General features: G+C 68.1%; 14 protein-coding genes. 13 read left to right on the plus strand and 1 reads right to left on the minus strand.

Translation table 11 applies throughout. The features are described from left to right. Window positions 1-227: 227 nt before the first annotated feature. The 13 genes from RBT54_RS13205 (at window position 228) to RBT54_RS13265 (ending at window position 15,903) form a co-directional block, all read left to right on the plus strand. Window positions 228-974: an FHA domain-containing protein gene (locus tag RBT54_RS13205; RefSeq protein WP_320367536.1), complete on the plus strand. Its 747-nt coding sequence runs from the start codon at window positions 228-230 to the stop codon at window positions 972-974. Window positions 975-1,094: 120 nt separating this feature from the next. Then, on the plus strand, window positions 1,095-1,862 hold the full coding sequence (locus RBT54_RS13210; protein WP_320367589.1) for a 3',5'-cyclic-nucleotide phosphodiesterase: 768 nt from the start codon (window positions 1,095-1,097) through the stop codon (window positions 1,860-1,862). Between the two features lie 85 nt (window positions 1,863-1,947). Beyond that, window positions 1,948-4,299 carry a GspE/PulE family protein gene (locus RBT54_RS13215; RefSeq protein WP_320367590.1) on the plus strand — a complete coding sequence of 784 codons (2,352 nt, stop codon included), beginning with the start codon at window positions 1,948-1,950 and terminating at the stop codon, window positions 4,297-4,299. A gap of 63 nt (window positions 4,300-4,362) precedes the next feature. Then, complete coding sequence (rpe, locus tag RBT54_RS13220; protein ID WP_320367537.1) at window positions 4,363-5,058, plus strand: ribulose-phosphate 3-epimerase; 696 nt, start codon at window positions 4,363-4,365, stop codon at window positions 5,056-5,058. Beyond that, entirely contained in the window at window positions 5,055-5,735 is a 681-nt protein-coding gene (locus RBT54_RS13225) for a phosphoglycolate phosphatase (protein WP_320367538.1), read from the plus strand. The genes rpe and RBT54_RS13225 overlap by 4 nt, the downstream gene beginning before the upstream one ends. Window positions 5,736-6,017: 282 nt before the next feature. Then, on the plus strand, window positions 6,018-7,490 hold the full coding sequence (gene trpE / locus RBT54_RS13230; protein ID WP_320367539.1) for an anthranilate synthase component I: 1,473 nt from the start codon (window positions 6,018-6,020) through the stop codon (window positions 7,488-7,490). A gap of 119 nt (window positions 7,491-7,609) precedes the next feature. Beyond that, the gene (locus tag RBT54_RS13235; RefSeq protein WP_320367591.1) at window positions 7,610-8,197 is read left to right on the plus strand and encodes an aminodeoxychorismate/anthranilate synthase component II; all 588 of its coding nucleotides are present in this window, start codon (window positions 7,610-7,612) and stop codon (window positions 8,195-8,197) included. 20 nt (window positions 8,198-8,217) lie between these two features. Beyond that, window positions 8,218-9,261 (plus strand): anthranilate phosphoribosyltransferase, encoded by a 1,044-nt coding sequence (gene trpD, locus RBT54_RS13240; RefSeq protein ID WP_320367540.1) that lies wholly within the window; start codon window positions 8,218-8,220, stop codon window positions 9,259-9,261. Further along, complete coding sequence (trpC, locus tag RBT54_RS13245; protein WP_320367541.1) at window positions 9,258-10,058, plus strand: indole-3-glycerol phosphate synthase TrpC; 801 nt, start codon at window positions 9,258-9,260, stop codon at window positions 10,056-10,058. The genes trpD and trpC overlap by 4 nt, the downstream gene beginning before the upstream one ends. 8 nt (window positions 10,059-10,066) lie before the next feature. Next, window positions 10,067-14,269: a translocation/assembly module TamB domain-containing protein gene (locus RBT54_RS13250; RefSeq protein ID WP_320367542.1), complete on the plus strand. Its 4,203-nt coding sequence runs from the start codon at window positions 10,067-10,069 to the stop codon at window positions 14,267-14,269. A 112-nt stretch (window positions 14,270-14,381) separates the two neighbouring features. Further along, the gene (gene msrA / locus RBT54_RS13255; RefSeq protein ID WP_320367543.1) at window positions 14,382-14,951 is read left to right on the plus strand and encodes a peptide-methionine (S)-S-oxide reductase MsrA; all 570 of its coding nucleotides are present in this window, start codon (window positions 14,382-14,384) and stop codon (window positions 14,949-14,951) included. 33 nt (window positions 14,952-14,984) lie between these two features. Next, window positions 14,985-15,329 (plus strand): FKBP-type peptidyl-prolyl cis-trans isomerase, encoded by a 345-nt coding sequence (locus RBT54_RS13260; RefSeq protein ID WP_320367544.1) that lies wholly within the window; start codon window positions 14,985-14,987, stop codon window positions 15,327-15,329. 115 nt (window positions 15,330-15,444) lie between these two features. Continuing rightward, entirely contained in the window at window positions 15,445-15,903 is a 459-nt protein-coding gene (locus RBT54_RS13265) for an Lrp/AsnC family transcriptional regulator (RefSeq protein WP_320367545.1), read from the plus strand. A gap of 45 nt (window positions 15,904-15,948) precedes the next feature. Here the strand turns inward: RBT54_RS13265 and RBT54_RS13270 are convergent, their stop codons facing one another. Next, window positions 15,949-17,289: a sodium-dependent transporter gene (locus RBT54_RS13270; RefSeq protein WP_320367546.1), complete on the minus strand. Its 1,341-nt coding sequence runs from the start codon at window positions 17,287-17,289 to the stop codon at window positions 15,949-15,951. Window positions 17,290-17,591: the final 302 nt, after the last annotated feature.

A 17,591-nucleotide genomic window follows, 5' to 3' on the forward strand; every position in this document is an offset into this window, starting at 1 on the left:
CGCCATCATGGAAGAGTGCGGCTTCACGGTCACGCGCAACCCGTCGGAAATGGCCAAGCTGCTGAAAGCCATGCTCTGAGCCTGACGCGTTGAATGTGTCACGAAGGCGCCGGCAAGTCCGGCGCCTTTTTTGTTAACTGGCGTTTGGGGCGCGCTAGAATGTTTTCTTTTGCCTTCAATCGTCGGGCTGCGCGCGGCGCCGACGCAACTTTTGAACGGGTAGGGGCATGCCGAAACTGGTTCTCAGCATGGATGGACTGGTGCTCAAGGAAATGCCGCTCGGCAAGGAGCGCACGACCATTGGTCGCAAACCGGACAACGACATCCAGATCGACAACCTGGCGATCAGCGGGCATCACGCGATCATCACCTGCATCACCAACGATGCCTTCCTCGAAGACCAGAACAGCACCAACGGCACTTACTTGAACGGCCAGCCGGTCAAGAAGAACGTCCTGCGCAACAACGACGTGATCGAGCTCGGCAAGTACAAGATCAAGTTCCTGGTCGACGACACCAAGCCCGGGCTGTCTGCGTCCGAGATGATCGAGACTGCCGCGCTCGCGCCCTTCGAGATGCCGGGCACCACGACCGACGTGTCGCTACCCCCCGCGGGGCCGGCGCCGCGCGAGACGCAGATCATTTCGGCCGCGGCCCGCCAGGCGGTCGCCCAGGCCGAGGCGGCGGCAGCTGCGCGGGGAGAGGCAGGCGGTCTGGGGGTCATCCAGGTCCTGAGTGGCGCAAATGCAGGACGGGAGCTGCAACTCACCAAGTCGCTGACCACGCTCGGCAAGCCGGGCAGGCAGGTCGCGGTGATCACCCGTCGGCCACACGGTTACTTCATCACCCACGTCGAGGGCGCCAGCTTTCCGCTCGTCAATGGTCAGGCCATCGACGCCCAGGCGCGCCTGCTGCACGACCACGACATCGTCGAACTCGCGGGCGTGAAAATGGAGTTCTTCCTGCAGCGCTGAAGCCTCGTAGTGGCGTGAATTTGTGCCGCGCGCGGGCGTCAGTGCGGGTGATAAGGTCCGCAGCGAGATGGGGATTTCGCGGCAGCCCTTGCACTGCCGGTCATGCGGGTGGTCGAGGTGATGAAGCTCAAGGTGCTCGGTTGCAGCGGCGGGATCGGTGGTTCGCAGTCGCGGACCACGTCGTTTCTCGTCGACGACGACGTCCTGATCGACTGCGGCACGGGCGCGGGAGACCTGCCGCTCGCGGTGCTCAAGGGTATCGATCACGTCTTCCTCACCCATGCGCATCTTGACCACATCGCGGCTCTGCCCATGATGATCGATTCGGTGGGTGAGCTGCGCGAGGCGCCCATCGTGGTGCATGCGAGCCCCGAAACCATCCGCATCCTGCATTCGCATATCTTCAACTGGCTGATCTGGCCGGACTTTTCCACCATCCCCGATCACGCCAATCCATACATGCGCTTCCAGCCGATCAATGTCGGCGAGTCCGTGGCGCTTGGCGGTCGTCGCATCACCGCGCTGCCTGCGCGGCATACCGTGCCGGCGGTGGCCTACAGCCTGGACAGCGGTGCCGGGCAGCTCGTTTTTTCGGGCGACACCGCCTATTGCCCTGAACTCGTCGCCGCGATCAACGCCTGTCCCGAGCTGCGCCATCTGATCCTGGAGACCGCGTTCGCCGAGGAGCAGCACGGCCTCGCGGTGGCCTCGCGCCACCTCTGTCCGAGCATGTCCCGTACTATGCTCGACGAAATACACGCCGCGCCTGCGGTGCACATAAGTCACCTCAAGCCGGGCGTCGGCGAGCGCATCATGGAACAGTTGCGAGCGGCGGGCAGCGCGCTGACGGTACGTCGCCTCGACCAGGGTGACGTGCTCGAATTCTGAGAGATGTGGTCCGCCACCCTGCACGGGCATGCGTTCGTGCGCGCGCCATGCCCGGCCCAGAGCAAAATTAGGAGACATGAGCGAGATGATCGCAAGCCCGTCGCAATCCGGCGTCGTATCCCGCCGACTGGCCTTCTTCAAGGGCCTGCAGATCCTGACCAACCGAATCCATGCCAGCAAGGACGTAGACGAGATCATGCTCGAGCTCGCGCCCGAGCTGTGCACATTGTTCGAGGCCGAGCGCTTCACCATCTATGCGGTCGAGGAGAGCGGCGGATCGATCGTCACCCGGGTCAAGACCGGCCTGAGCGGGGTGCAGAGCATCCGCTTGCCGCTCGGCGAGAACAGCATCGCGGGTTACGTCGCCCTGAGCGGTGCGCTGGTCAACATTCGTGACGTCTATGACGATGACGAACTGCGCCGCATCTCTCCGGCCCTGCAGCTGCGGCGCGAGGTGGATGCGAGCACCGGGTTCCATTCGCGGCAGATGCTGGTGGCGCCGATCCGCGATCCGGACACCGGCGGCCTGCTCGGTGTGGTCCAGCTCATCAACACCCTCAACGGCGAGCCGTTTTCCAAGGTGGCGGAGGAGGGCGTGCTGGGCCTGGCGCAGACGCTGGGCGTGGCCTTCCTGCGCCATAGCCGGCAGCCCGGGCGGCTGCGTTCGCGCTTCGATGCGCTGATCGTCGACGGCCGCATCACCGCAGAAGAGTTTGCCGACGTGGCGCGCGAAGGTCGCGAGGGTGGCGCCGGCACCGAAGCGCTGCTGATCTCCCAGCTCGGGCTCAGCGCCGCCGAGCTCGGCGCCGCGGCTGCGCGCTATTTCGGCGTGCCCTACCAGCCATTCGCCGCCAACCACGTCAAGCCGATGGACCTGCTGCGCAACATCAAGCGCGAGTACGTCGAGCAGACCTTGTGGCTGCCGTACGAGGAGAACCCCGAAGGCGTGGTGATCCTGTGCGTCGACCCGGAGCAGGTGCGCAGCTCGGGTATCGCGCACAACGTGCTGCCGAAGAAGCGGCTCAATTTCCGCGTCACCACCGAGCGCGACTTCGAGCAGACCGTCGAGCAGTTCTTCGGCGCCGCGCTCGACGACGCCTCGGTCACCGATCTGCTGTCGGGCCTGGACGATCGCGAGGAGGATTCCGGCTCGCTCAAGGACGACGTCAGCGCGGCCGCCGACAACGAGCTCGTCAAGCTGGTCAACCGTATCGTCGTCGACGCCTATCGCCAGGGCGCCTCCGACATTCACATCGAACCCCGCCCGGGCAAGGAAAAGACGCTGATCCGCTTCCGCAAGGACGGCTCGCTCGTGCCCTACATCGAGGTGCCGGCGAGCTACCGCAATCCGCTCGTCACCCGCATCAAGATCATGTGCGACCTCGACATCGCCGAGCGCCGAAAGCCGCAGGACGGCAAGATCCGCTTCCGCAAGTTCGCCCCGCTCGACATCGAGCTGCGGGTGGCCACGCTGCCCACCCAGGGCGGCATGGAAGACGTGGTGATGCGCCTGCTCGCCAACAGCGAGCCGATCCAGATCGACAAGCTCGGCCTGCTGCCCTTCAACCTCGACCGCCTGAAGGCCGCGATCGCCAAGCCCTACGGCATCTTCTTCGTGTGCGGGCCGACCGGTTCGGGCAAGACCACCACGCTGCACTCCATCCTCAACTACATCAACACCCCGGACACCAAGATCTGGACGGTGGAGGATCCGGTCGAGATCACCCAGAAGGGCCTGCGCCAGGTGCAGGTCAACCGCAAGGCCGGCATCGACTTCGCGACCATGATGCGTGCCTTCCTGCGCGCCGATCCGGACGTGATCATGGTCGGCGAGATGCGCGACCACGAGACCGTGTCGGTCGGTATCGAGGCTTCGCTGACCGGCCACCTGGTGTTCTCCACGCTGCACACCAACAGCGCGCCGGAGTCGGTGGTGCGTCTGCTCGACATGGGCATGGACCCGTTCAACTTCGCCGATGCGCTGCTCGGCGTGCTCGCCCAGCGCCTGGCCAAGCGCCTGTGCACGAAGTGTCGCGTGGCCTACCAGCCCGACGACGACGAGGTGAATCGCCTGCTCGACGAGTACTGCGAGGACATGCACCTGACAGACGACTTTCGCACCGACGCCGAAGCGGCCCGCCAACGGGTGCTGACGCGCTGGAAGGAAGCCTTCGCCGCCAAGGACGGGCGCTTCACGCTGTACCGCCCGGTGGGCTGCGAGCACTGCAACCAGGGCTACAAGGGGCGGGTGGGCCTGCACGAGCTGATGCTCGGGTCGGACGCGATCAAGCGCCTGATCCAGGCGCGCGGCCGCGTCGACCAGATCCTTGGCCAGGCGCTGGGCGAGGGCATGCGCACGCTGCGCCAGGACGGCATGGAGAAGGTGCTCGCCGGCATCACCGACATGAAGCAGGTGCGCAAGGTCTGCGTGCGCTGAACGGACCGGGCTGCGCCCACAGCGGTTAGAATCCGGGCTGATCCCACCTCCCGGAGCGCCCCCATGTACCGCATCGCCCCCAGCCTGTTATCCGCCGACTTCGCCCGTCTCGGCGAGGAAGTGCGTAATGTGATCGCAGCCGGCGCCGACTGGATCCACTTCGACGTGATGGACAACCATTACGTCCCCAACCTCACCATCGGCCCGCTGGTGTGCGAGGCGATCCGCCCCCACACCACCGCGCCGATCGACGTGCACCTGATGGTGAAGCCGGTCGACCGCATCATTCCCGACTTCGCCAAGGCCGGGGCCAACGTCATCACCTTTCACCCCGAGGCGTCCGAGCACATCGACCGCAGCCTCGGCCTGATCCGTGATGCCGGCTGCCAGGCCGGCCTGGTGTTCAACCCGGCCACGCCGCTGCACCACATGGACCACGTCATGGACAAGCTCGACGTGGTGCTGCTGATGAGCGTCAATCCGGGTTTCGGCGGCCAGAAGTTCATCCCCGAGACGCTCGTCAAGCTACGCATGGCACGTGAAAAGCTCGACGCCTACGAGGCGAAGAGCGGCCGCCGCATCCTGCTCGAGATCGATGGCGGGGTGAAGACCGACAACATTGCCGACATCGCCCGTGCCGGTGCCGATACCTTCGTCGCCGGTTCCGCCGTGTTCGGCGCCGGCAAGGACGCCGATCCCCACCGCTACGATTCGATCATCGGCGCGCTGCGAGGTGAACTCGCCAAGGTGGCGGCATGAGCGGGCCGGCACGCTTCTCGCCGCGTGCGGTGCTGTTCGACCTCGACGGCACGCTGCTCGACACCATCGCCGACCTGGCCGATGCAGCCAATCTCATGCTTTCTGAGCTCGGCCGGCCGGCGCGCACCCAGGACGAGATCCACAGTTTCGTCGGCAAGGGCATCCCCAACCTGGTGCGGCGCTGCATGACCGAGGGCACGCGCGCGACCGAGGCCGAGGTCGAAGCCGCGGTGGCCGTGTTTCGCCGCCACTATGCGGTGGTCAACGGCGTGCGCACCCGCATCTATCCGGGCGTCACCGACACCCTGGACGCGATGCGCGGGCGCGGTCTGCGTCTGGCGGTGGTCACCAACAAGGCTGAGGCGTTCACGCTGCCGCTGCTCGAGCGCATGGCGATTGCGCATTACTTCGACACCGTGATCAGTGGCGACACCCTGGCGGTGAAGAAACCCGACCCCGCGACGGTGCACCTGGCCTGCGAGCGCCTGGGCGTGGCGCCGGCCGAGGCGCTGATGATCGGTGACTCGGCGAACGATGCGCTCGCCGCCCAGGGTGCGGGCGTACCGGTGCTGTTGGTGACCTACGGTTACAGCGAAGGCGTGCCGGTGGACACCATAGAATGCGATGGGCTACTATCGAACGCGTTTCAGGCGCTGGATCATATCGTTAAGGCATAGCTGCGGCCTTGGGCCGGGCCTGGCTTCGTCGTTGGGTGCCACCGTCTGTCCCACACCCCTCCACCACAGATCGACATCGTGATGCGCGCACCCCGGGATCGCTTCCTCGCCGCCTTCTCCTCCGTCCAGCCGGGCTGGCACGGTGGTTGGCGCTGGCCTTTGGGCCACTGAACGCGATTCCCCTTTGCGGGGCCCGGGCAGCGCCGAGCGCGCACCCGCTCTCCGCGCCAGCTTCCCCCCGCTGCACGCCGCTCCGATTCAACCGCTGTCCGTGGAGTCTCCATGCTCGAACACGAATTCAACGCTCTCGCCGCCGAGGGCTACAACCGCATTCCGCTCACGCTCGAGACCTTCGCCGATCTCGACACCCCGCTCTCGATCTACCTGAAACTCGCCAACGAGTCCTACACCTACCTGCTCGAATCGGTGCAGGGCGGCGAGCGCTTCGGGCGCTACTCCTTCATCGGGCTGTCGTCGCCCACCCGCATCGAGGTCTATGGCCGCTCCGCGCTGCTGCTCACCGGCAACCGCCTGGTCGAGCGCCGTGACTACGGTGACCCGCTCAACTTCGTTGCCGAGTTCATGAACCGCATCAAGGTGCCGCCGCGCGAGCACCTGCCGCGCTTCGCGGGCGGCCTGGTCGGCTGCTTCGGCTACGACACCGTGCGCTACATCGAACCCAAGCTGGCGAAGACGGAGAAACCCGACACCCTCGGCACCCCCGACATCCTGCTGCTGCTCTCGGAGGAGGTCGCCATCGTCGACAACCTCAGCGGCAAGCTCACGCTCGTGGTGTATGCCGAACCCGAAGTGCCCGGCGCTTTCAAGCGCGCGCAGAAGCGCCTGCGCGAACTGCTCGCGCGTCTGCGCGCACCGGTGCAGATCCCGGAAGAGATCCGCGCCGAATCTGCGCCCGCGGTGTCGAGCTTCGGCGAGGAAGGCTTCAAGGACGCCGTGCGCCGCGCCAAGCAGTACATCGTCGACGGCGACGTCATGCAGGTGGTGCTGTCGCAGCGCATGAGCAAGCCCTACGCTGCCAGCCCGATGGCGCTGTACCGCGCGATCCGCTCGCTCAACCCGTCGCCCTACATGTTCTATTTCAACTTCGAGGACTTCCACGTCGTCGGCGCCTCGCCCGAGATCCTGACCCGGCTCGAGGACGACGTCGTCACGGTGCGTCCGATCGCCGGCACGCGCAAGCGTGGCGCCACGCTGGCCGAGGACCTCGCCCTCGAAGAGGAACTGCTCGCCGACCAGAAGGAGATCGCCGAGCATGTGCAGCTGCTCGACCTCGGTCGCAACGACGCCGGGCGTGTGTCCGAAGTCGGCACGGTCAAGGTCACCGAGCGCTTCACCATCGAGCGCTACTCGCACGTGATGCACATCGTCTCCAACGTCGAGGGCAAGCTCAAGGAAGGCCTCAACGCGCTCGCGGTGCTGCGCGCCACCTTCCCTGCCGGCACCGTGTCGGGCGCGCCCAAGGTGCGGGCGATGGAGATCATCGACGAGCTCGAACCGGTCAAGCGCGGCATCTATGCCGGCTCGGCCGGCTATCTCGGCTTTCACGGCGACATGGACATCGCGATCGCGATCCGCACCGCGGTGGTCAAGGACGGCCAGATCCACGTCCAGGCCGGCGCCGGCATCGTCGCCGATTCCGACCCCGATGCCGAATGGCAGGAAACGCAGAGCAAGGCGCGCGCCATGCTGCGCGCTGCCGAGATGGCCGAGGGCGGGCTGGATACGCGGGTCTGAGCGACATGTGGGCAAGCCCGCTCCCACGAGGGTGATGCCGCAGACGCCCTGCGCACCCTTGTAACCAGAATCCAGGCGAAGCCGGCCTGACCCCCGCCGGCTTCGCGAAGGGAATGACCATGCTGCTGATGATCGACAACTACGACAGCTTCACCTACAACCTCGTGCAGTACTTCGGCGAGCTCGGCGCCAACGTCAAGGTGTTCCGCAACGACGAGATCACCCTCGAGCAGATCGAGCGCCTCGCGCCCGCGCACCTCGTCATCTCGCCCGGGCCGTGCTCGCCAGCGGAGGCCGGCATCTCGGTGCCGGCGATCAAGGCCTTTGCCGGCAAGCTGCCCATCCTCGGCGTCTGCCTCGGTCACCAGAGCATCGGCGCCGCATTTGGCGGGCGCATCGTGCATGCGCAGAAGCTGATGCACGGCAAGACCTCGCCGGTGCACCACATCGATCAAGGGGTGTTCCGCGGCCTGCCCAATCCGCTCACCTGCACGCGTTACCATTCGCTGGCGATCGAACGTTCCAGCCTGCCCGACTGTCTGGAAGTGACGGCATGGACGGACGACGGCGAGATCATGGGCGTGCGCCACAGGACGCTGGACGTCGAAGGCGTGCAGTTCCACCCCGAGTCCATCCTCACCGACTGCGGCCACGCGCTGCTGAAGAACTTCCTCGATCGCGGTGCGCGCCTGCCGGCCGCCGCCTGAACACCCGCTGCGAGAGCATCATGACCACGATTACCGCCCAGCAAGCCCTGCAACGCACGATCGAGCACCGCGAGATCTTCTTCGACGAGATGCTGTCGTTGATGCGCCAGATCATGGCCGGCGAGATCTCGCCGGTGATGACCGCCGCCATCCTCACCGGCCTGCGCGTCAAGAAGGAAACCATCAGCGAGATCACCGCCGCAGCCACCGTGATGCGCGAGATGTCGACCAAGGTCGTGGTGCAGCCGCCGCACGACCACTTCCTGGATGTGGTCGGTACCGGCGGCGATGGCGCCAACACCTTCAACATCTCCACCACCACGATCTTCGTTGCCGCCGCGGCCGGCGCCCGCGTCGCCAAGCACGGCGGGCGGGGCGTGTCGTCCAAGTCGGGTGCGGCCGACGTGATCGAGGCGCTCGGCGTCAATCTCGAGCTCACCCCGCAGCAGGTCGCCGAGTGCATCGAGGCCACCGGCATCGGCTTCATGTACGCTCCGGCGCACCACAGCGCGATGAAGAACGTCGCCCCGGTGCGGCGCGAGATGGGGGTGCGCACCCTTTTCAACATCCTCGGTCCGCTCACCAATCCGGCCAGCGCACCCAATACGCTGATGGGTGTGTTTCACCCCGACCTCGTCGGCATCCAGGCGCGTGTCATGCAACGCCTCGGCGCCAATCACGTGCTGGTCGTGCACGGCCTGGACGGCATGGACGAGGTCAGCCTCGGCGGCGCCACCCTGGTCGGCGAGCTCAAGGACAACACGGTCACCGAGTACGAGATTCATCCCGAGGACTTCGGCCTCGCCATGGCGGGCAGCCGCAACCTGCGCGTCGAGGATGCCACCGAGTCGCGCGAGGTGCTGCTCGGCGTGCTCGACAACCAGGCCGGTCCGGCGCGCGAGATCGTGATCTTCAACGCCGGCGTGGCGCTGTACACCGCCAACCTGGTCGACACCATCGGCGCCGGCATCATGCGCGCGCGCGAGGTCATCGAGAGCGGCGCGGCGCGCGCCAAGCTCGACGAGTTCGTGCGCTTCACCCAGCAGTTCCGGAGCGGAAAATGAGCGACATCCTGCAGAAGATCTGCGCGGTCAAGGAACAGGAAGTCGCTGCGGCCCGCGCCGCGTTGTCGCAGCCTGATTTGCGTGCGCAGGCCGAGGCCCAGCCGCCTGCACGCGATTTCGTCGATGCCATCCGCACCAAGCATGCGGGCGGCCGCGCCGCGGTGATCGCCGAGATCAAGCGTGCCAGCCCGTCCAAGGGCGTGATCCGCGCCGACTTCCATCCCGCCGAGATCGCCGCGTCCTACGAGCGCGCCGGCGCCGCCTGCCTGTCGGTGCTCACCGACCGCCAGTTCTTCCAGGGCGCACCCGAATACCTGCAGGCGGCACGTGCGGCCTGCCACCTGCCGGTGCTGCGCAAGGACTTCCTGATCGACGCCTACCAGGTGTTCGAAGCCCGTGCGATGGGGGCCGATGCCATCCTGCTGATCGCCGCTTGCCTGGATCTGGCGCAGATGCGTGACATGGAGCAGCTTGCGATCGCGCTCGGCATGGCGGTGCTGGTCGAGGTGCATGACGGCGCCGAGCTCGACCTCGCGCTGCAACTGCAGACGCCGCTGATCGGCATCAACAACCGCAACCTGCGCACCTTCGAGGTGTCTCTGCAGACCACGCTGGATCTGCTGGCGCGCATCGTCAGTGGGCCGGGCGGGCGCATCGTGGTCACCGAGTCGGGCATCCTGCAGCCGCAGGACGTGAGCCTGATGCGCAGCCATGATGTGCATACCTTCCTGGTCGGCGAGGCGTTCATGCGCGCGCCGGACCCGGGGACGGAGCTGCAGGCGCTGTTCGGCGCCTGAACATCGCGATGAGCGAGCGCAGCCCCGATACGCGCCCGGCCCTGCCGCCCGAGGCGCCGCGGCCGCGGCGCTGGCTGCGGTGGCTGGGCTGGGGTGTCGCGCTGCCGGTCGCGGTGCTCGTCGGCGGCGGCGCGTGGTTGCTGGGGACGCAGTCGGGGCTCGATGCCAGCCTCGCGCTCGCCCAGCGCGCCACCGGCGGCGCGCTGCGGGTCGACGGCGCCCGCGGGCGCGTGCTCGGCGGCGTCGAGATCGATGCGCTCGCCTACCGCACGCCGGATCTGTACGTCGATCTGAAGGCCGTGTCGCTGGCCTGGCAGCCGGCGGCGCTGTTCGAGCGCCGCTTGCAGATCGACCACCTGACGGTGGCGCGCGTGGCGATCGCCCAGACGGTGGTTGAGGACAAGCCGGACGCGCCGCCCGCGGTCGCCCCGGCCTCCCTCGAGTTGCCGTTCGCGATCGAGGTCGCGCGTCTCGCGGTGGGGGCTTTCGCGATCCGCGACCTGCCCGCGGCGGGAGCAGCGAACGATCCCGACAGCGCAGTGGAAGCGGCGGCCGACGTCATCGAGCGCGCGGAGGAGGCCGTCGCCGACCCCGCTGGTGCCGCCGAGGCCGTGACCGACGTGGCCGCCGAGCAGGGGCTGATCTTCACCAAGCTGGAGGCCGCGCTCGACAGCGATGGCCGCCACCACCGCCTGCGCACGCTCACGCTCGAGCTGCCGCAGGGCAAGGCACACCTGACGCTGGCGCTCGACGGCGCGTCGCCGTTCGCGCTCGAAGGCGAGGGCGGCTTCGACGGCGTCATCGAAACACATGCGCTTGCGCTGCAACTCAAGCTCGCCAACACGCTGCTCGAGCCCCATCTCCTGGCCGACGCGAAGGCCGAGGCCGACGGCCTGAACGTGCGGGTGGAGGCCGAGGCCGCGAGCTTCGAGCCCAACCCCCTGCGCCGGCTGGCGATCAAGGCCGGTGAGCTCGACCCCGCCGCCTTCGTGGCGGGCGCACCCCGCGCCGCGCTGAGCCTCGAGGCCGAGCTGGCCGCGCCGACCGCGCACGAAGGCCTGCTCGCCGGGCCGATCCGCCTCACGAACAGCCAGCCGGCCACCGTAGACGCCAACGGCATTCCGGTGCTCAGCCTCGCGGGTGTGCTCGACTGGCGCATCGGGGAGGTTGCGCTCGATGCGCTCGAGATCCACTTGCCGGACGAGGGCCGCATTGCCGGGCGCGTTGCCTGGCGACCGCCGCAGGACGAGGACGCGGACGCTCCGCCGCGCGCGGAGGATGCTCCTGCCCCGGTCGTTGCACCCGAAGCGCCAGGGGCCGCGCAGGCGAAGGCCGCGACCGATGTCGGCGTCGGCCAGCTCGTCGCCGCCCTCGAGCTCGTCGGCATCGACACCCACCAGCTCGACACCCGCCTGCCGCGCCAGATCGTCGCCGGCCGCATCGATGCCGAGGCCGACGCGCTGCGCCAGCAGGCGCAGATCGGGCTCGCCGTGGGCGCTGCGCGCATCGACGCCGAGGCGGTGGTGCTGGCCTTGTCGACGCCAGCGCTGGAGTCAGCCGGCGACGGCGCCATGCCCGCACCGACCCGCCACCTCACGCTCGACGCCCGTTTGCGCGGCGTCGATCCGCGTGCGCTGCTGCCGTCCGCACCTACAGGGCGCCTGAGCCTCGATCTCAAGGCCGAGGCCGAGTTGCCGGCTACGGGCCTGCCCCAGGCCGCCACGCTCGACTTCCTCATCCCCGACAGCCGGCTCGAAGGCCTGCCGCTCAGCGGCGAGGGGCGCCTGCGGCTCGAAGGCCAGCGCCTGCCCGAGGTGCGCCTGGCGCTGCGCGTTGCCGGCAACACGCTCGATGCGAACGGCGCGCTCGGTGCGGCCGCAGACAGTCTCGCCCTGCGCCTCGATGCGCCAAAGCTGTCCGCCATCGGCTTCGGCCTCGCCGGCCGCGCCGGCGCCGAGGGGCGCGTCGGCGGCACGCTCGAGGCTCCGAACGGACAACTGCAGTTCTTCGGTGAAGGCCTGCGCCTGCCGGGGGACGTGCGCCTGGCCGGCATCAACGGTAGCGCACGGCTCGACGCCGGCATGGACGGCCCGTTCACGCTCGCGATGGGCCTGTCCGGGCTCGGTCCCAGCGCGCGCGGCGCGGACGGCAAGGCGCAGCCCGACTGGCTGGCCAGCGCCCGCCTGAGCGCCGAGGGCACACGCGCGCGCCATCAGCTCGAGCTCAGTGCGAATACCCCCGAGCGCGAGGGCGTGGCCAACACGCTGCGCCTCGCCGTGCAGGGCGGCGTGGATGAGGGCGACATGCCACGCTGGACCGGCCAGCTCACCGCACTCGAGACCGCCGGGCGCTTCGCCGCCCGTCTGGTCGCGCCGGCTGCGCTCGAACTCGCCGCCGACCGGGTGCGCCTGGGGGCGGCCGAACTCAATGCCGGCGACAAGGGCCGCATCCGCCTGCAGGAAACCGCCTGGTCGCCGACGCAGACCGTGCTGCGCGGCGATCTCGCCGGCCTGGTGCTCGACCTCGAGCCCAAGCGCCGCGATGGCCGCCCGCGCCGCAATTCCGATCCGCTCACCCTCGGCGCGCGCTGGGACCTGACGGTGGGACGCACGCTCGAGGGCGAGGCGCGGGTGTTCCGCGAATCGGGCGACCTCAGCGTGGAAGGCGAGATTCGCACCCGGCTCGGCCTGGAAAAGCTGGAGGCGGTACTCAAGGCCCGCGGCGAGCGCATCGACCTCGCGCTCGACGTCCGTGGCAAGGAGTTCGGCAGCGTGCAGGGCGAAGCCGGCCTGCGCGCCCGCCGCGGCGCGGACGGGATGTGGGGCGTGCCGCCGGAGACCGCGATCAGCGGCGCGGCCCGGCTCGACATGCCGTCGATCACCTGGCTCGGCCGCCTGGCGCGCGAGAATGTGGAGACTGCGGGCCGCCTCGCAGGCAGCTTCAATGTCGGCGGTACGATTGCCGCGCCGCGTGCCAGCGGCCGCATCGAGGGCCGCGAACTCGTGTTCACGCTGATCGATCAGGGCCTGATCCTCGCCGGCGGCGAGCTCGACCTCGATTTCGACAGCGACCGCGTGCGCCTCGAACGCCTCGAGTTCATCTCGCCAAACCGCGTTCGACCTCGCGAGGACCGGATCCCCTTCGACCGCCTGACCGCCACGCCGGGTCGCTTCACCGCACGCGGCGAGGTGCTGCTCGCCACCGGCAATGGCAATTTCCGCTTCGACGCCGACCGCCTGCCGCTGCTGCAGCGCGACGACCGCTGGATGCTGCTCTCGGGCGAGGGTACGGCGCGCAGCACGTGGACCTCGCTCGTGCTTGACGCCGACTTCCGCGCCGATGCGGGCTTCATCGAGTTTGCCGAATCGCTGCCGCCCAGCCTGTCGGACGACGTCGTCGTGCTCGGCCGCGAGGAGCCGGCCGCGGGCGGCGCGTTCGCGGTCAATGCGGATGTGCGCGTGAGCTTGGGCGATGCGCTCTACCTGTCGGCGCTGGGACTGGAGACGCGGCTCTCGGGCGACCTGCGCATCCGCCTGCAGCCCGGGCGGCCACTGTCGGCGGTGGGCACGGTATCCACCGTGGGGGGCGGCTATCGCGGCTATGGGCAGAGCCTGGTGATCGAGCGCGGGGTGGTGAACTTCCAGGGCCCGCTCGATGCGCCCGGGCTCAACATCGTTGCCTTGCGCAAGGGGCTGGAGGTGGAGGCAGGGGTTTCGGTCACCGGCAGCGCCAAGCGCCCGCAGATCCGCCTGGTGTCCGAGCCCAACGTGCCCGATCCGGCCAAGCTGTCGTGGATCGTGCTCGGGCGCGCGCCGGATGCCGGCTCCGGCGCCGACCTCGGCCTGCTCCTGCCGGCGGCGGCGGCGCTGCTCGGCGGCCCGGGCGGCGGCATGACCGAGGAACTGTCGCGCAGCCTGGGCTTCGACTCCTTCTCGTTCGGCCAGGGCGAACTCAACAGCACCAGCCGCGCGGCCAGCAGCCGCGTGCTCGGCAGCGGGTCGACGATCGCCAGCGGGCCGTCGGTGTCGAGTCAGGTGCTCTCCCTGGGCAAGCGCCTCGGGCCCGACCTCTTCCTGTCCTTCGAGCAGAGCCTGGGCGGCGCGGCGACCCTGGTCAAGCTGACCTACCAGATCTCGCGCCGGATGTCGGTGATCGCGCGTGGAGGTACCGACACCGCGCTCGACGTGCATTACGGATTCTCCTTCCGCTGAGTGTCGGCCTTCCCGGGCCTGGTGAAGTGCGAAGTTGCATCTCTGCACGGGAATGAATCGCGCATCGGACGGTCTTCCTCGATGCAACCCCAACCCCCGATGGAGCCATGACATGACCGACAACAAGACCACCCCCGAATTCGAGACCGCCATCCTCGGCGGTGGCTGCTTCTGGTGCCTGGAGGCGGTGTTCGACCTCGTCGACGGGGTCGAGGAGGTGGTGCCCGGCTACTGCGGTGGCCAGGTCGAAGACCCGAGCTACCGCCAGGTTTGCAGCGGCGGCACCGGCCATGCCGAGGTGATCAAGATCGTCTTCGATCCGGCGCGGGTGAGCTACCGCGAGCTGCTCGATGTCTTCTTCACCATCCACGACCCGACCACGGTCGACCGCCAGGGCAACGACGTCGGCCCGCAGTACCGCTCGGTCATCTTCGTCACCAGCGACGCGCAGCTTCACACCGCGCTCGCGGTGATCGAGGAGATGGGCGAGCAGCGCGTGTTCCCGCGCGCCATCGTCACCCGCGTCGAGCGCGCGCCCACCTTCTGGCCGGCCGAGGCCGAGCACCACGACTACTATGTGAACAACAGCGACCAGCCCTATTGCCAGTACGTGGTCGCGCCCAAGATCGTCAAGTTCCGCAGCCGCTTCGGCGCGCCGCGCACGCCCGGGAGCAGGGGTTAGAATGCCGGCTTTCAATCACCGCAGGAGAGACGCATGACCCAGACCACCACCGCCAGCGGCCTCGTCATCGAGGAACTCGAAGTCGGCACCGGCGAGACCGCAGTCGCGGGTCGCATGGTGTCGGTGCATTACACTGGCTGGCTCACCGACGGGCGCAAGTTCGATTCCAGCAAGGATCGCAACGACCCGTTCAACTTCCCGCTCGCCGCCGGCCATGTGATCCGCGGCTGGGACGAGGGCGTGCAGGGCATGCAGGAAGGCGGCAAGCGCAAGCTCACCATTCCGCCCGAGCTCGGCTATGGCGCGCGCGGCGCCGGCGGCGTGATCCCGCCCAACGCCACCCTGGTGTTCGAGGTCGAGCTGCTGAAGGTGCTCTAAGTCCTCGTGCGGGGGCGGGCTTGCCCGCTCCCGTGGGCGCCCCCGTCGGGCGTCCACGCTTGCGCACCGAACAAACGCCAGTCGCACAAACGCCAGCCGTACAAGGCCACCCCTCATGAAGCTCGATCCGGCGCAGCGTCACATCCTGACGCTGCTGCAGAAGGACTCCACGCTCAGCACCCAGGTGCTCGCCGACAAGGTGGGCATGTCGCCCACGCCGTGCTGGCGGCGGGTGCGCGACATGGAGGAAGCGGGCGTGATCCGCGGCTACGTCGCGCTGGTCGACCGCCACAAGGTGGGCTTGGGGACCTGCGTGTGGGTGCGGGTCAAGTTGAAGCAGCACAGCGGCGACGTGCTCGACCGCTTCGAGAAGGTGGTGAAGGCCTGCCAGGAGGTCGTCGAGTGCTACGAGCTGCTCGGCGAGACCGACTGCCTGCTCAAGCTCTACCTGCCGAACCTGGAGGCGCTGTCGGCCTTCATGCACAACTTCCTGCTCAAGATCCCCGAGATCGACGTCACCCACTCGGCAGTGGCGCTGCGCGAGATCAAGAATGAAACCGCCCTGCCGCTGTGAGGCGGGCAGGGCGGCTTGTGGCGGCGGCTGGTGCTGCCGTGCGTCTTACAGGTTGCTCCAGAACACGAACAGCACGCCGATCGGCGCGACGTAGCGCGACAGCAGCGTCCACAGCCCGAAGCCGGTGCTGCCGAGGCCGAGTTCGGCCTTCACGCCCTGCTGGTCGAGCTTCCAGGCTGCAAACACGATCGCACCCAGGCCGGCCAGCGGCAGCATGAACTTGCTGGTCGCGTAGTCGAGCAGGTCGAAGATGTTCATGCCGAACAGCTTCACGTCGCTCCATACGTTGAAGGACAGCAGGGCGGCGATGCCGAGCGCCCAGATGGTGCCACCGGCGACGATGGTGGCGGCCTTGCGGCCGAGCGGCGTGCGCTCCTCGAGCAGCTCGACCACCGGCTCCAGCAGTGAGATCGACGAGGTCAGCGCGGCGAAGGTCAGCAGCAGGAAGAACAGCGCGCCGAGCACCAGACCGCCGCTCATGTTGCCGAAGGCCAGCGGCAGGGTGACGAACACCAGGCCGGGGCCGGCCGCGGGGTCGAGGCCGTTGGCGAACACGATCGGAAAGATCGCGAGACCGGCGCACAGCGCGAACACGGTGTCCATGATCACCACGGTTCGCGCCGTGCGCAGCAGGTCGACCTCCTCGCCGAGGTAGGAGCCGTAGGCCATCATGATCCCCATGCCGAGCGACAGCGTGAAGAAGGCGTGGCCGAGCGCGGCGAGCAGCACCTTGCCGTCGAGCTTGCTCCAGTCCGGGTTGAACAGGTAGGCCAGCGCATCACCGAAACTGCCGGTGGTCATGCCGTAGCCGACGAGCACGATCAGGATCAGCGCCAGCGCCGGCATCATCAGCTTGGTGCCGCGCTCCAGGCCGCCCGACACGCCGAGCGCGACCACGATGACCGTCAGCAGCATGAAGATCGAGTGCCAGGTCAGCAGCTCGCCCGGACGCGCCAGGAAGCCCTCGAAGGCGCCGCCGATCGCGGCCTTGTCCATTCCGGTGAAGGCGCCGGTGGCAGCGTCGCGCATGTAGGCCAGCGCCCAGCCACCGATCACCGAGTAGAAGGACAGGATCAGGAAGGCGGCGAACACGCCGACCGCGCCCACCACCGCCCAGTTGGTGCTGTGGCCGTTGTCGCGCGCGAGCTGGGCCATGGTGTTGATCGGGTTCTTCTGGCCGCGGCGGCCGATCATCCATTCCGACACCAGGATCGGCACGCCGATGAGCGCGATGCAGGCCAGATACACGAGCACGAAGGCGGCGCCCCCGCTCTGGCCCACCATGTAGGGAAACTTCCAGATGTTGCCGAGGCCGACCGCGGAACCGGTGGCGGCGAGCACGAAGCCCATCCGCGACGACCACTGGCTGTGGGTGTTCTTGGCCATGTCAGCACTCCTGCCGGCGTGGGGTGCGGGCGCTGCGGTCGGGCCTCATGGGCGGCCGACCACTGAAGGCAGCGGTGAAGGTCATGTGTGTCTCCTCGAGTTTTAGGGCGCTTGTGGCGCAGCAGACAAAAGCGGCGGATTTTAAACGGTTGCCGGCAGGGGCCCAAGCTTGTACGCGCTTGTTTCGGGGGCGCAGGCTCAGCCGCATCGTCCTTGCTTGTGATGTCGGCCGTCGGGTGCGGCGGCTTGGACGGGGTGGATCGTAAAACCTGATAAGCGAAAAAATATTTCTTATATCGAGC

The sequence above is a fragment of the Thauera sp. genome (genome assembly GCF_034003485.1).
GTDB lineage: Bacteria > Pseudomonadota > Gammaproteobacteria > Burkholderiales > Rhodocyclaceae > Thauera.

Coding starts and splice junctions, on each gene's coding strand:
- RBT54_RS13250 (WP_320367542.1), top strand. CDS start 10,067: ATGAGCGAGCGCAGCCCCGATACGCGCCCGGCCCTGCCGCCCGAGGCG.
- rpe (WP_320367537.1), top strand. CDS start 4,363: ATGTACCGCATCGCCCCCAGCCTGTTATCCGCCGACTTCGCCCGTCTC.
- RBT54_RS13205 (WP_320367536.1), top strand. CDS start 228: ATGCCGAAACTGGTTCTCAGCATGGATGGACTGGTGCTCAAGGAAATG.
- RBT54_RS13235 (WP_320367591.1), top strand. CDS start 7,610: ATGCTGCTGATGATCGACAACTACGACAGCTTCACCTACAACCTCGTG.
- trpC (WP_320367541.1), top strand. CDS start 9,258: ATGAGCGACATCCTGCAGAAGATCTGCGCGGTCAAGGAACAGGAAGTC.
- RBT54_RS13225 (WP_320367538.1), top strand. CDS start 5,055: ATGAGCGGGCCGGCACGCTTCTCGCCGCGTGCGGTGCTGTTCGACCTC.
- RBT54_RS13215 (WP_320367590.1), top strand. CDS start 1,948: ATGATCGCAAGCCCGTCGCAATCCGGCGTCGTATCCCGCCGACTGGCC.
- trpD (WP_320367540.1), top strand. CDS start 8,218: ATGACCACGATTACCGCCCAGCAAGCCCTGCAACGCACGATCGAGCAC.
- RBT54_RS13210 (WP_320367589.1), top strand. CDS start 1,095: ATGAAGCTCAAGGTGCTCGGTTGCAGCGGCGGGATCGGTGGTTCGCAG.
- RBT54_RS13260 (WP_320367544.1), top strand. CDS start 14,985: ATGACCCAGACCACCACCGCCAGCGGCCTCGTCATCGAGGAACTCGAA.
- RBT54_RS13265 (WP_320367545.1), top strand. CDS start 15,445: ATGAAGCTCGATCCGGCGCAGCGTCACATCCTGACGCTGCTGCAGAAG.
- RBT54_RS13270 (WP_320367546.1), bottom strand. CDS start 17,289: ATGGCCAAGAACACCCACAGCCAGTGGTCGTCGCGGATGGGCTTCGTG.
- trpE (WP_320367539.1), top strand. CDS start 6,018: ATGCTCGAACACGAATTCAACGCTCTCGCCGCCGAGGGCTACAACCGC.
- msrA (WP_320367543.1), top strand. CDS start 14,382: ATGACCGACAACAAGACCACCCCCGAATTCGAGACCGCCATCCTCGGC.